The sequence below is a fragment of the Mycolicibacter algericus DSM 45454 genome, assembly GCF_002086455.1.
In the GTDB taxonomy this organism is placed as follows: domain Bacteria; phylum Actinomycetota; class Actinomycetes; order Mycobacteriales; family Mycobacteriaceae; genus Mycobacterium; species Mycobacterium algericum.
In genome coordinates, this window is record NZ_MVHC01000037.1 from 13,341 (window position 1) to 27,189 (window position 13,849).

Here is a 13,849-nt window from a genome sequence, read left to right on the forward strand (position 1 = left end):
GGGTCCGAGTTGCCGCGCAACCGCTACGCCGGGGAACCGTTCACCACCACCGACGCCGATATCGCCGCCGCCTTGGAGCAGGTCTCCATTCCGACCTTGCTGCTGTCGTGCGTGCACATCACCGGCGACCCCCGTTTCATCCGGGAGTTCAAGCAGAACGGGATCTTCCTCAACGAGATTCAGGGGTTCATGTCCGAAGCGGACAAGGCCCGCGCCCGCGCCGAAGCGCTGCCGGTGATCATCGACTACCGCGACCGCGGCTGCCCGCAACCCGCACCGCTGCCCGCCGAGCTGATCAAGGAGATGATGGACTGGGCGGCGTGCGAGACCGTCCCGGACGACTACCTGGGCCTGCTCGCCGAGGAACTCGACCTCGCCGGCGTCGACCCCCGCCGCCCCGCACCGCTGCAACCTGAGCGGGCAGCGGAGCTTCCGGTGGTGGTGATCGGCTGCGGCGAATCGGGAGTGTTGGCCGGAATCCGGCTGGCGCAGGCCGGTATTCCCTTCACCATCGTCGAGAAGAATGCCGGCCCGGGCGGCACCTGGTGGGAGAACGATTATCCGGGAGCCCGGGTGGACGTCGCCAACCACTTCTACTGCTTCAGCTTCGAACCCAACAACGATTGGGGCCACTACTTCGCCGAACAGCCGGAACTGCAAGCCTATTTCACCGATGTGATCGCCAAACACGGTCTCGGCGACCATATCCGGTGGAATACCGAGGTCACCGACGCCGCCTGGGATGAGGCCACCGGGACCTGGACGCTGACCACGCGCACCGACGACGGGGCGGTGTCGGCCATGTCGGCGCGCGCGGTGATCACGGCGGTCGGCCAGCTCAACCGCCCGAACCTGCCGGATCTCGACGGCGCGGACAGCTTCACCGGGCCGTCGTTTCACTCCGCGGCCTGGGACCACAGCATCGATCTGACCGGCAAGCGGGTGGCGCTGATCGGGGCGGGCGCCAGCGGATTCCAGATCGCGCCGGCGATCGCCGGAAAGGTGGAGCACCTCACGGTGTTTCAGCGCACCGCACAGTGGATGTTCCCCAACCCGATGTATCACGACGCGGTCGGCGACGGGGTGCGCTGGGCGCTGCGGCATCTGCCGTTCTACGGCCGCTGGTACCGGTTTCTGCTGCTGTGGCCCGGCGCCGACAAAGGCCTGGAGGCCGCCCGGGTGGACCCGGACTATCCTGACCAGGACTACGCCGTCAGCGAGGTCAACGCGCTGGCCCGGCAGATGTTCACCGGCTGGATCACCGATCAGGTCGGCGACGACGAGGAGCTGCTGGCCAAGGTGCTGCCGGACTATCCGGCCACCGGCAAACGCACCCTGCAGGACAACGGCACCTGGCTCAAAACGCTGCAACGCGACAACGTCGACCTGGTCCGCACCCCGATACGCACGCTCACGCCGAGCGGCGTCCAGACCGACGACGGCGTCCACCACGCGGTCGACGTCATCGTCTACGCCACCGGGTTTCGGCACACCGACGTGCTGTGGCCGATGCGCATCACCGGCCGTGACGGCACCGATCTGCATGCGCTGTGGGGCCGCCGGCCGTATGCGTACCTGGGCATCACCGTGCCCGGATTCCCGAACTTCTTCCTGCTCTACGGCCCCGGCGCTCATCTGGCGCACGGCGGCAGCCTGATCTTCAACTCGGAGTTGGAGATGCGCTACATCGACGCCTGCCTGGCCAAACTCGTCGAGGAGCAGCTGCACTGCATCGAGCCGACCACGCAGGCGGCCGCCGAATGGCATCGGGCCACCCAGGAAGGCATCAAGAACACGGTGTGGGCACATCCGGCGGTCAAGCACTCCTACTTCAAGAACGCCGACGGCGAGATCCACACCGTGAGCCCATGGCGGCTCGACGAGTACTGGGCGATGGTGCGAGAACCGGACTGGTCACAGTTCGTCATCTGCAAAGGAGCGGTGAAGTGAGCGGAGTCGTCATCACCGGTGCCGCATCGGGAATCGGCCGGGCGTGCGCCGAGGCACTGATCGCTGACGGACGCCGGGTTGCGTTGTGGGACATCGCATCCACCGTCGAGGATGTGGCCAGCGGTTTGGGGGTACCCGGCGCGGTGGTCGACGTCTGCGACGACGCCGCACTGCCCGTCGCGGTCGCGGCCGCGGCCGAGGCGCTCGACGGCATCGACGGGCTGGTGCATGCTGCCGGGCGGGTGCTGCCCGAACCAGTGGGCGCCTACACCGGCGAATCCTGGGATGCCGTCATGGATGTCAACCTGCGCGCCCAGGCGATGCTGGTGCAGCTGATGCTGCCGCATCTAGCGGCCGTCGCCGGTGCCGGCGGCAGCCCGGCGGTGGTGGGCATCTCCAGCATCGAGGGCCTGACCGCCAACCCCTTCATCCCGGCCTACTGCGCCTCCAAGGCCGGCCTGCTGGGGCTGACCAGGTCGATGGCCGCCCAGCTGGGCCCGGCCGGGATCCGGGTCAACGCGGTCTGCCCCGGCTTCATCGAGACCCCGATGCTGCAGATCGCCCTGGACGTCGAGGAGGTTGCGGCCGGGTTCGTCGCCGCTGCCCCGCTCGGCCGCATCGGCCAACCGGCCGAGGTCGCCGCGGCGGTGGCGTTCTTGATGTCGCCGCGGGCATCGTTTATCACCGGCACCCAGCTGGTCGTCGACGGTGGGGTCACCGCCCGGCACCCGTAGCGTCTGGCCAGCAACCGGCGCAGGTGCGCCGCCTACTCGACGGTGACCGACTTGGCCAGGTTGCGCGGCTTGTCGACGTCGTAGCCGCGCGCCTGGGCCACCCCGGCGGCGAACACCTGCAGCGGAATGGTCGACAGCAGCGGCTGGTACAGCGTGGGCACGACCGGGATCTCGATCAGATGGTCGGCGTAAGGCCGCACCGTCTCGTCGCCCTCTTCGGCGATCACGATGGTGACCGCGCCGCGGGCCTGGATCTCGCGGATGTTGGAGAGCAGCTTGGAGTGCAGCATCGCCGCGTTCTTGGGCGACGGCATCACCACGATCACCGGCAGATCGTCCTCGATCAGCGCGATCGGGCCGTGCTTGAGCTCGCCGGCGGCGAAACCCTCGGCGTGCATGTACGCCAGCTCTTTGAGCTTCAAGGCGCCTTCCAGCGCCACCGGGTAGCCGACGTGACGGCCGAGAAAGAGCACCGCACTCGATGTCGCGAACTGCCGCGCCAACTCGGCCACCGAGTCGATGCCCTCCAGCACCCGCGACACCAGTTCGGGCATCGCCTCCAACTGCAGGTACTCGCGCTCGACCTCGTCGGGATACTTGGTGCCGCGAGCTTGTGCCAGCGCCAGACCGACCAGATAGTTCGCGGTGATCTGCGCCAAGAACGTCTTCGTCGAGGCGACACCGATCTCCGGGCCGGCGCGGGTGTAGATCACCGCGTCGCACTCACGCGGGATCTGCGAGCCGTTGGTGTTACAGACCGCCAGCACCTTGGCCTTCTGATCCTTGGCGTGCCGGACGGCTTCCAGGGTGTCAGCGGTCTCACCGGACTGGCTGATCGCCACCACCAGGGTGCTGCGGTCTAAAACCGGGTCCCGGTAACGGAATTCGCTGGCAAGTTCCACCTCCACCGGCAGCCGCGTCCAGTGCTCGATCGCGTACTTGGCCAGCAGCCCGGAGTGATAGGCGGTGCCGCAGGCCACCACGAACACCTTGTCGATCTCACGCAACTCGTGATCGCTCAAGCGCTGCTCGTCGAGCACGATGCGGCCGTCCTCGAAGTGCCCGAGCAGCGTCTCGGCCACCGCGGTGGGCTGCTCGGCGATCTCCTTGAGCATGAAGTACTCGTAGCCGCCCTTCTCAGCGGCTGACAGGTCCCAATCGATATGAAATGGGCGGGCAGTGCCGGTCATGTCCTGGCCGGCGAAGTCGGTGATGCGGTAGCTGTCCGCGGTGATCACCACCGCCTGGTCCTGGCCGAGCTCGATCGCGTTCCGGGTGTAGGGGATGAACGCCGCCACGTCCGAGCCGAGGAACATCTCACCGTCGCCGATCCCGACCACCAGCGGGGTGGACCGGCGCGCCGCCACGATGGTGCCGGGCTCGTCGGCGTGGGCGAACACCACCGTGTAGTGGCCTTCCAGCCGGCGCACCACGGCCAGCGCCGACGCCACGAAGTCTCCCGCGGTGTCGCCGTGACGGTACGCGCGGGCCAGCAGGTGGACGGTCGCCTCGGTGTCGGTTTCGCTCGTGAACTCCACTCCCTCGCGCTCCAACTCGTCGCGCAGCGCAGTGAAGTTCTCGATGATGCCGTTGTGGACCACGGCGAACTTGGAGGCCGCATCGCGGTGCGGGTGGGCGTTGCGGTCGGTCGGCCGGCCGTGGGTGGCCCAGCGGGTGTGACCCAGCCCGGTGCCGCCGACCAGCAGGGCCGGATCGGTGTTGGCCAGTTCGGCTTCCAGGTTGGCCAGCCGGCCGGCGCGTCGCCGAATGGTCAGCTGCCCGACCCCATCGACGACCGCGATCCCGGCGGAGTCGTAGCCGCGGTATTCCATGCGGCGCAGCGCCTCGACGACGACCTCGCGCGCGGGCCGTTGCCCGACGTAGCCGACGATTCCGCACATAGCTGTTCAGGGTAGTGCAACAGCGGGCGGCCCTTAGCAATCGCGCAGGTCAGGCGGCGGCCCGTCCGTCAACGAGGCTTCAGACCGTCGAGGCAGCCGTGCCGATACCGGACCGCCTCGCCTGGTTGACTCGGTGGCTACAGTCCGCCGCCGAACAGGTCGGCCAGTAGACCAGCCAATCCGTCAGTGGCCAACGCCGGATCCGGGATGACGTCGTCGGGCGGGTCGAAGACCAGGTTGCCGCTGAGGAACTCCGCGATCGCCTGCTCCAAGCCGGCTATCGCGCCACCCAGCCCGACCCCGTGGGGCAGCACGGGCAGGTCGAGGGGCAATGGATCGGTGATGCTCAGGCCAAGACCCAGCGAGTTGAAGATCGAACCGCCACCCGGGACAGCATCACCGAAGTAAGTGATGTCGCCCGGATCGGCGCCCACGAGCCCCGGTGTCAACAACCCGCCGAAGGCGAAGCTCAAAGAGCTGATCTCGGCACCCTCCGGCAAGGGCAACAGGTCGCCTTCGGTGAGGGCCGGGATCAGAGCGTCAAGGTTGAGCGTGGCGCCGTTGAGCAACCCGTTGAACATGTTCGCCGGGATGTTGACCAGCTCCTGCAGCGCCGCGTCGGTGTCCGGGGTGTCCCCGGTCAGAGCGGCGCTGATGGCTTCAACGCTGTTGAACAACGCCACCCACGGCGCGATGGACGGCCCCAGGGCACCGATCAGCACACCCGCCAACGGCGACGACAAGAAGTTGATGATGTCCGGAACCGGTTCCGGAATCGTTGGGAACAGATCGGGCGCGACGGCGCCGCCCTGGTTGGTCAGGATCGCATACAGCAACGCGTGGGTGGCATCCACCGTTGCATCCCCGTCCGGGCCGGCGCCGTTCAGCGTCCACTCGGTGAGCGGATTGAGGAACGTCTTCTGGTCCCCGTCCAGGAAGGTCAGGGCAGCACCCAGTTCCTGGAAGTTCAGCTCACTCAGATCGGCGTTGCTCAACGCCTCACTGAGTGCCGTGTTGGCGTCCTGCATCGCGGTCTGCAGGTCCGCGAAGTTGGCTTCCGCGGTGTTGAAGGCGTCAGTCCACGCCCCGGTGAAATCGATATCGGCGGTCAGCGCCACGTCGTGCACCACCGAGGCTTCAAGCAGCGGAGTGGCCACCGGGGTAACGGTGATCATCCCGGCCCCTACCAAGGCGACACCGGCTGTGACAAAAGGACGCAGTGCAGGATTCATGAGAGCAACTCCTCATAATCTGGTCCGCAGAGGAGCGGGCACTTCTAAATATGACTGCCACCTTACCTGATAGCAATCTGTGGAACAAGCAATTTTACGCTCGGATTTGACCCTGTACCAAAGCGGAGATTTGGGCATTGACATACACTTTTCGGCCCTTTTTACGAAATATTGTTCACAGAAATTTCTTGGGTACCGCCCGACCGCGTGAGACCAACCGGGCTCCGCGTCGACCCCCCAGCGGTTATGTTGGAGTTGCCCCACGACATTCCGCGGGGCAACCAGCAAACAGCCTCAGAGACGATATGCCACAGCACAATCCAGCCACCGCGCGAACCCTGGTGGATCTGCTGCGCCACCAAGCGGAGCGCCACCGGGACAAGGCCGCGTTCGTGTTCGCGCCCGACGGCGCCGAGGAACAGGGCCGGCTGACCTACGCCGAACTCGACCGCAGGGCACGGGCGATCGCGGTCGGCCTGCAACAGCAGGGCGCCGCGGGCCGCCGGGTGCTCGTCGTCTGCCGACCGGGTCTGGACAGTGCCGCCGCCTACTTCGGCTGCCTGTACGCCGGCGCGGTTGCCGTGCCGGTACAGGATCGGCTTGCCCGGTTGATGCTCATCGCCCCCGATGCACGGGCCGGCTTCGCCCTGGCGGACGCCGAGACCCAGGACAAGCTCCGGACGCGGGTCGACGGATTCATGAAGCGGCCACTGCGGTGGCTGGCTCCGGAGGCCCCCGGTACGGACCCGGAATCCTGGACGTCACCAGACATCGACGGCGACAGCACCGCCACCCTGCAATACACCTCGGGTTCGACCCGGGCGCCCAAGGGAGTAGTCCTGACGCACGCCAACCTGCTGGCCAACCTGGCTGCGATCCACGAGGCGTGGGGCGGCGACGAGCGGGCAGTCACCGTGTACTGGCTACCGCAGCACCATGACATGGGGCTCATCGGCGGCATTCTGGAAATGGTCTACGTGGGCTGCACGACCGTGCTGATGTCACCGGCGGCATTCATCATGCGTCCGATGCGGTGGCTGGAGGCCATGTCCCGGTACCGCGCCACGGGGACCACCGCACCCAACTTCGCCTACCAGCTGTGTGTGGAACGCAGCACTGCCGAGGAGCGCGCGGCGCTGGATCTGTCGCAGTGGTCGACCGCGATGAACGGTGCCGAACCGGTGCAGGCCAGCACTTTGCGCGATTTCGCGCAGGCCTTCGCGCCGGCGGGTTTCCGGCCCGAGGCGTTTCTGCCGGTGTATGGCTTGGCGGAGGCCACTCTGCTGGTCTCGGGCGGGTCGGATGCCGACGCGCCGGTGGTCTGCCATATCGACCGCACCGCACTGGGCGAAGACCGGGTCGTCGAGATCACCGACGCGGCCGACGACGATCCCGGCCTCGTGGAACTGGTCGGTTGTGGTAGACCCCGTGGCGGTCAACAGATTGTGATCGCCGATCCGGAGACCCGCCGGCGCCGCGACGCAGACCAGGTCGGCGAGATCTGGATTTCCGGGCCGACCGTCGCACGCGGCTACCGCGGAAAACCGGAAGATACCGAGCAGACGTTCGGCGCTTACCTGGCCGATACCGGAGAAGGGCCGTACCTGCGCACCGGTGATCTCGGGTTCCTGCGAGCCGGCGAAATCTTCATCACCGGACGTTGCAAAGACCTGATCATCATCCGCGGCAACAACTACTACCCCAACGACATCGAGAAAACGGTGCAGGGCAGCCACCCGGCGTTGTTGTCCGGCCGCGGTGCGGCGTTCTCGATCGCGCCGAGGCCGGGCGACGGCGAGGAACTCGTGGTGGTGCAGGAGGTGAGCCCGGCGGCCGACGCGGCCCGATTCGACACCGTGTTAGAAGCGATCAAGGCAGTCATCATTCGCCGCCACGGGATCGGAGTTCACGCCGTGGTCCTGGTCGAACCGGGCTCGATACCGACGACCTCGAGCGGGAAAATCCAGCGACAGGCCGCCCGCCAGCGGTTCGTCGACGGCGGGTTCACCGTGCTGGCGGAATGGCGCGCGGCGCAACGCGCCGGCAGCGGGACCGGTGAACCGATGGCGGCGGTGCGGGCCGCCGCGGCAGCGCAGCGGGCAGTGGCGCAGCAGTATTGGAAGTCACGACCGGGCTGACCGCTCATTCTCGGCTGCCCGGTGCGTTAACGTCATCGGGTGGCCAGCATCAAGCGTCTGTACACCGCACTGACCCGACCCGGTCCACACCGCGTCCTGCGCGGCGACCTGGCCTATGCCGGGCTGGCCGGTGTGGTGTACACCCCGGCATCCGGTTACCGGCTTCCCGCGGTGGCGTTCGGCCACGACTGGCTGACCGGAGCGGACCGCTATGCCGGACTGCTTGAGCACCTGGCCTCGTGGGGCATCGTGGCCGCGGCGCCCGACACCGGCCGCGGTCTGGCGCCGTCGGTGCTGGACTCGGCCGCCGACTTGGGCCGGGCGCTGGAGATCGCCACCGAGATCCGGTTGGGGCCGGGGCGGATCAGCGTCGACCGCGCCCGGCTGGCGGTGGCCGGCCACGGCTTCGGCGGTTCGGCCGCGGTGTTCGCCGCCGCCGGATCTGCGGTGCAGCCCAAAGCGGTAGCGGCGATCTTCCCGACCGTCACCACCCCGCCCGCCGAGCAGCCGGCGGCGACGCTGGCGGTGCCCGGCGTGGTGTTCGCCAGCCCCGGCGATGCGAAAGCGCTGCGCTCCAATGCTGTCGAGCTGGCCCACGCCTGGCCTTCGGCGACGCTGCGGGTGATCGCCAAGACTTCCGCTGCCGGACTGCCGCAGGGCCGTCGGCTGACCGGGTTCTTCGGGTTGCCGACCTCGGATCGGCGCACCCAGCGGCGGGTGCGCGCTCTGTTGACCGGATATCTGTTGGCGCAGCTGGTCGGCGACAAGACCTATCGGCAGTTCGCCGACCCGCACGTGCCGCTGCCGCGCACCGAGGAGCTCGAGGCGCTGCCGGAGCCGGTGAGCCCCGAGGAGAAATTCGTCGCGCTGCTCAAATAGAGCCCGTAGAAAGGACGTTCGCGGCCGCCAGGTCGCCGAGAAGCGATGTGACGCCGGCACCGGCGTCGTCCGCCACGATCGGGTCGAGCCCGTTGAAGTCCCGCGGGGGATGACGGACGCTGAAACGACCACGGTCGCCGAGTCCGTGTGGACCCGGCGACCGTGGTCGCTGGCAACTGTCGGCTAGGCGCCCGGCTGGCCGTTCGCGCCGTCGTTGCCTGCGCTGCCAGCCGTGCCGTCCTCGCCGGGGGTGCCGGTGCCGGTAGCCGCACCGCCCGGGCCCGCAGCACCGGCCGCGCCGCCGGTACCACCCGAGCCTGCGGCCCCGCCGGTGCCGTTGCCCGCGCCGCCGGCACCGTGGGCGCCGCCGTTACCGCCGGCACCGCCGTCAGCGCCGTCACCGCCGTTGCCGCCGTCGTAGCCGTCGCCGGTGTCGGGGTTGGTGCCGCCGGGCCCGCCGGCACCACCTGAGCCGCCGGCACCACCGTTGCCGCCTGCACCACCGTTGCCACCGGTCCCGCTGGTAGAGCCGCCACCGACTCCACCGTTACCACCGGTGCCGCCGGCCGCGCCGTCGCCGCCGTCACCGCCCGGCGCGTTGTCCCCGCCGAGGAGCGGGTTGGGAATGCCGCTGGAGCCGTCGGCACCGCTGACACCGTTGCCGCCACGACCGCCGTTGCCGCCATTGCCGCCATTGCCGGCCGCCGCGGTCCCACCGGCGCCGCCGTCGCCGCCGGCGCCCTCGGCACCACCGTTGCCGCCGTTGCCGCCGCTGCCGCCGTTGCCGGCGTCCACGTCGCCTGCAGCGCCACCACCGCTTCCGCCGGTGCCGCCTTGGCCGCCGGCAGCGCCTCCGTAAGAGTGGCCGCCGCTGCCGCCCCCGCCGCCGTTGCCGGCATGGCTTGCAGCTCCGAAGCCGGTCGGCGGGGTCGCATCACCCGGTACTTCGACGCCGCCGCTGGCGCCGCCGGCGCCGCCGTTGCCTCCTGCGCCGCCGGCACTGTTGGTTCCCAGGCCCTGGAAGCCGTCACCTCCGGAACCGCCGCTACCGCCGTTGCCACCGGACGCGGTGCCATCGCCGCCCGCACCACCGTCGCCGCCGACCCCGGTCGTTCCGCCGCTGCTGGTGCCGCCGGCGCCACCGGCACCGCCGTTACCGCCCAAGCTGAGCACACCGGTGCCGGTCGCACCGTCAGCACCGGCAGAGCCCGCACCGCCGTTGCCGCCAGCGCCGCTGGTGGAACTGCCGCCGGCGCCGCCGGAGCCGCCGTTGCCGCCGATGCTCCAGGTGTGGGTACCGTCGTTCCAGCCCAGGCCCTCGCCGGCGACGCCACCGTCGGCGCCGTCGGCGCCGCTACCGGTCTCGCTACTGCCGCCGCGGCCACCAAACCCGGCGTTGCCGCCGCGGAGGGTTCCGTCGCCGCCGTTACCGGCGGTGCCGGCGGCACCGCCGCTGCCGCTGTTACTAGCGCCGCCCGCGCCGCCGCTGCCGCCGTTGCCGCCGATGGTAGCCACCGTGTTGTCTGCGGTACCACCGGCACCACCGTGGCCACCGCTGCCACCGCTGCCACCGGTGCCGCTTTCGCTTTCCCCTCCGGTACCGCCGACGCCGCCCGTGCCGCCGCGACCCAGCACGCCCAGGCCGCCGGTACCGCCATCACCGCCGTTGCCGCCGGCATTGGCGCCCAGCGAGTCCCCGCCAGCACCGCCTCTGCCTGCCGCCCCACCGGTTCCAAAGCTGGCGTTCGGGTTGGTCGGGTTCACACCGGTGCCGTCTCCGCCGTTACCGCCTGCGCCGCCGTTGCCGCCGGTGTCGCCGTCACCGGCATCGCCGCCGATGCCGCCGTTGCCGCCGATGCCGAGGTAGTCACCGTCGCCGTCGGTGGCCGCGTCGGCGCCGTTGCCGCCGGCTCCGCCGTCTGCGCCGTCACCGGCCTGCCCGGCGCTGCCGTAGAACGCGCCGGCGTAGTAGTCGGAGGCGCGGGCGCCGCCGGCGCCACCGTTGCCACCGTGGCCGCCGCCTCCGCCGTTCGCACCGTTGGCATCGCCAGTGACGCCGTCGCCACCGTTGCCGGCCGCGCCGCCGGCGCCGCCCTTGCCGCCGTCGCCGAACATGTAGCCACTTCGGCCGCCGGTGCCACCGTTGCCACCGGCGCCGCCGACGCCACCGACCCCGTTGGCCGCAGCACCCGCCGCGCCGTCCATACCGGCGCCGCCGACACCACCGGCGCCGCCGTTGCCGAAGAACCAGGCCGCGGCCGCGCCACCGTTACCGCCGGCACCGCCGGCACCACCGTCAACGGTCGCGGCGCCGCCGGCACCACCGTCACCGCCGTGGCCCATCAGCCAGCCACCGGCACCGCCGTCACCGCCGGCCGCGCCGGCACCACCGGCGCCGCCGTCACCGCCGTTGCCCAGCCAGCCGAGCGCCGAGCCGCCGTCACCGCCGGCCACCCCCGCCTCGTCGCTGCTCCAGCCGGCGCCACCATCTCCGAACCACAGCCCGCCGTCACCGCCATCGGGCGAGTCCTCGGTGCCAGCAACACCGTTGCCGATCAGGTACATCCCGGACCAGTCGTTGATCATCCCGTTGATCGACTCACCGAACGGGCTGGTGATCCAGAGCTGGGTCATGGCGTGCAGCGGCTCGTAGAACCACTGGTCCATGATCCCGGTCCACGAGAACATGTCCGCTGCGCTGCCCGGGTCTGCTGCACCGAACAGCGCGTCGAAGTCCCAGGTCGCGGCGGCGTCACCGACGTCGGCCGTGGACCAGGAGGTCACCAGGTCACCGAAGAGGTCACCGAAGAAATCGACATCGGCGTGCGCCGCCGGTGCTGCGGCTAACGGGGCCATCCCGAAAGCGAGGAACGCGCCCACCGAACTGGTGGCACCTGCCACCCGCTTGCGGTACCGCGATCCGGTGTTGCCAGGCTGGCTGGTGCTGTCACGACGACTCATTTGCGAACACCTCTCCTGTGAAGCGGCTCTGTTAAGCAATGTTTTTGAAGGTCGGTTGGGAAATCGGTTTGGCGGGCGGGGCGGCTCAGAGGCTGCCCAGGGCCGCGATGAGATCGTCCAGTGTCATGCCGCCCAGCAGGTCGGCCACGCCCGCGCCTGGATCCACATCCGGGGTCACGCCACCGTCGTCGAACCAGCTGTCCGGGATGATCGGGAAACCGATACCGGCGCCGGGCGGGGTGACCACGATCGGGTCCTTCCCGTCCCAACCGGATCCCAGCAGTGCTCCGGCGGTCTGCGCCCACGCCTCCCAGGCAGCGATCGGGCCGATCCCGTGGCTGTCGATGCTGATCTGTAGGGGCAGGCCGATCGCCGAGGCATCCAGACCGATGCCCAGACTGTTGAAGATCGACCCGCCGACGGCAGGCACCGAGGCCACGATGTCGGTGCCGTCGGACACCTCATACGGGCCGGAGGCCACGTCGCCGCCGGTGAGCAGACCACCGAAGGTGAAGTCCAGGTGGGTGATGGTGCCCTCCGGCATCGGCAGCAGCCCGGAGTCCTCGATGATCGGTATCAAGAAGTCGAGGTCGAGGGTGGCGCCGTTGAGGTAGCCGTCCATCCAGCTGGCCATGATCTGGGTGAAGCCTTCACCGTCTTGGATGCTGTTCATCATCGCGACCCAGGGAGCGATCGCCGGCCCGATCGAGCCCATGATGATGCCGCTGAGCGGCGACGCCAGGAAGTTGATGATGGGCGTCATGAACTCGGCTTGGTCGGCCGGCAGGAACTGCGGAAGCAGCGCGAAAAGCAGGTCATGGCCGAAGGCGGGTGTCTCACTGGCAAGATCCGTCCCGCTCAGGGTGTGCGCGATGACTTGGCCCACGGTGCCGATGAAGCCCTCGTTGATGTCGACGCCTCCGCTGGCGTTGAACAACGAAAAGCCGGTCAGCACCGCATCGAGGTTGTGCTGCATCTGCTGCATCACGGCCGGGATCGTCGACGGGTCGTCGAGGACCGACTGCCAGTACTCCGCCTGGTTGGCCAACATCTGCTGGAAGGCAATGCCGGGGGCGATGTAGTAGTTGTTGAGCAGTTGGCTGACGTTGCGCGACGCCTCGTTGAACACTTCCGTCCAGGGCGCCGCCAGGTCGGGCAGGCCGCCCGCGGTGAGTGTGACGTCCCGGATGGTGGGGACATTCGCCATCGGGGTAGCCACCGGCGTGGCCGCGATGAGGCCGGAGCCGACGATCGCGATACCGGCGGTGACGTAGGGGCGAAGGGTTTGCTGCACAGCCGTCTCCTTTTGTGAGGTGCCGCCCTCGGCGAGCGCCTCAAGGGGCTGCGACGCTGCCGTGTTGCTCCTGGATTCACACTTATTCACTGATGTGAAATAGAACACTAGCCGTGAAAAAACTAAGACACAAGTATCTCAGTCGAATATTTCTCCGGCATTGTCCAAGGTGGCGACCCAGGGGGCGCAGCTGCTCAATAGGGATTCTATGTGAACAGTAAGAAAGTTTCGGAAAACTGTACATGTTAGCGCACTGAGAACTTGTCGGGGCGGAAATTCTGGACCGTTTTGAATCCACCTCAGACGCGGCGCGAACAAGCACTCGGCCCCCGCGCCCGGGGGTCCCGGCCGCCCACGGGGCGCGAGTTCACGTCCCCGGCGGTGGTGTAAGTAGGGGCGGCGTGTCGGTCCTGATGTAGGGGGCCATCGCGGGAGTCTCTGTGGTGAAACGACCAAGGATCACTACCGAGAGGAACATCGCGATGGCCCTGGATCAGTCTGCCTTGCTGGAGGTGCTCGATGCACTGCGCACCGCCGATGCCGGTGAGCGGAGCCTGTCACGAATTCTGTGTAAGTCAGAGGTGATTTGACTACGAGTTGTACTCTAGCACAACGGTATTCGACCAGGGAACAATCTGGCGAGTGTGTTGAGTGCCACGGTCCAGTTGTGGGTTCCGGTCCCCGAATAGCCTCCTCTCTCGCTGGAGATGTTGCGCAGCCCGAGGTACAGCAACTTCATCGCGGCGTCCTTGTCCGGGAA

Annotated in this window: 8 protein-coding genes and 1 pseudogene; 4 read left to right on the forward strand and 5 right to left on the reverse strand. The window is 68.7% G+C overall.

The annotated features are described in order from the left end of the window. Nucleotides 1-9: 9 nt before the first annotated feature. Together BST10_RS20130 and BST10_RS20135 are read left to right on the forward strand one after the other, a co-directional pair. Entirely contained in the window at nucleotides 10-1,950 is a 1,941-nt protein-coding gene (locus tag BST10_RS20130) for a flavin-containing monooxygenase (protein ID WP_083040235.1), read from the forward strand. Continuing rightward, on the forward strand, nucleotides 1,947-2,684 hold the full coding sequence (locus BST10_RS20135; protein ID WP_083040237.1) for an SDR family NAD(P)-dependent oxidoreductase: 738 nt from the start codon (nucleotides 1,947-1,949) through the stop codon (nucleotides 2,682-2,684). The genes BST10_RS20130 and BST10_RS20135 overlap by 4 nt, the downstream gene beginning before the upstream one ends. A gap of 32 nt (nucleotides 2,685-2,716) precedes the next feature. Here the strand turns inward: BST10_RS20135 and glmS are convergent, their stop codons facing one another. Next, a complete protein-coding gene (glmS, locus tag BST10_RS20140) occupies nucleotides 2,717-4,585 on the reverse strand; it encodes a glutamine--fructose-6-phosphate transaminase (isomerizing) (protein ID WP_083040239.1) in 1,869 nt (622 codons plus the stop codon). Between the two features lie 137 nt (nucleotides 4,586-4,722). Next, entirely contained in the window at nucleotides 4,723-5,817 is a 1,095-nt protein-coding gene (gene gjpA / locus BST10_RS20145; protein ID WP_163762360.1) for an outer membrane porin GjpA, read from the reverse strand. 305 nt (nucleotides 5,818-6,122) lie between these two features. Between gjpA (BST10_RS20145) and BST10_RS20150 the strand changes: the two genes are divergently transcribed. Both BST10_RS20150 and BST10_RS20155 read left to right on the forward strand, forming a co-directional pair. Then, nucleotides 6,123-7,955 carry a fatty acyl-AMP ligase gene (locus BST10_RS20150; protein ID WP_083040242.1) on the forward strand — a complete coding sequence of 611 codons (1,833 nt, stop codon included), beginning with the start codon at nucleotides 6,123-6,125 and terminating at the stop codon, nucleotides 7,953-7,955. A 39-nt stretch (nucleotides 7,956-7,994) separates the two neighbouring features. Continuing rightward, nucleotides 7,995-8,834 (forward strand): dienelactone hydrolase family protein, encoded by an 840-nt coding sequence (locus tag BST10_RS20155; protein WP_083040244.1) that lies wholly within the window; start codon nucleotides 7,995-7,997, stop codon nucleotides 8,832-8,834. A gap of 183 nt (nucleotides 8,835-9,017) precedes the next feature. Here the strand turns inward: BST10_RS20155 and BST10_RS24235 are convergent, their stop codons facing one another. The 3 genes and pseudogenes from BST10_RS24235 to BST10_RS23970 all read right to left on the reverse strand — a co-directional run. After that, the gene (locus tag BST10_RS24235; RefSeq protein ID WP_163762361.1) at nucleotides 9,018-11,795 is read right to left on the reverse strand and encodes a PGRS repeat-containing protein; all 2,778 of its coding nucleotides are present in this window, start codon (nucleotides 11,793-11,795) and stop codon (nucleotides 9,018-9,020) included. An 85-nt stretch (nucleotides 11,796-11,880) separates the two neighbouring features. Continuing rightward, nucleotides 11,881-13,089 carry an outer membrane porin GjpA gene (gene gjpA / locus BST10_RS20165; RefSeq protein WP_083040246.1) on the reverse strand — a complete coding sequence of 403 codons (1,209 nt, stop codon included), beginning with the start codon at nucleotides 13,087-13,089 and terminating at the stop codon, nucleotides 11,881-11,883. 604 nt (nucleotides 13,090-13,693) lie between these two features. Beyond that, a pseudogene (locus BST10_RS23970) lies at nucleotides 13,694-13,849 on the reverse strand (IS256 family transposase); the annotation flags it as partial.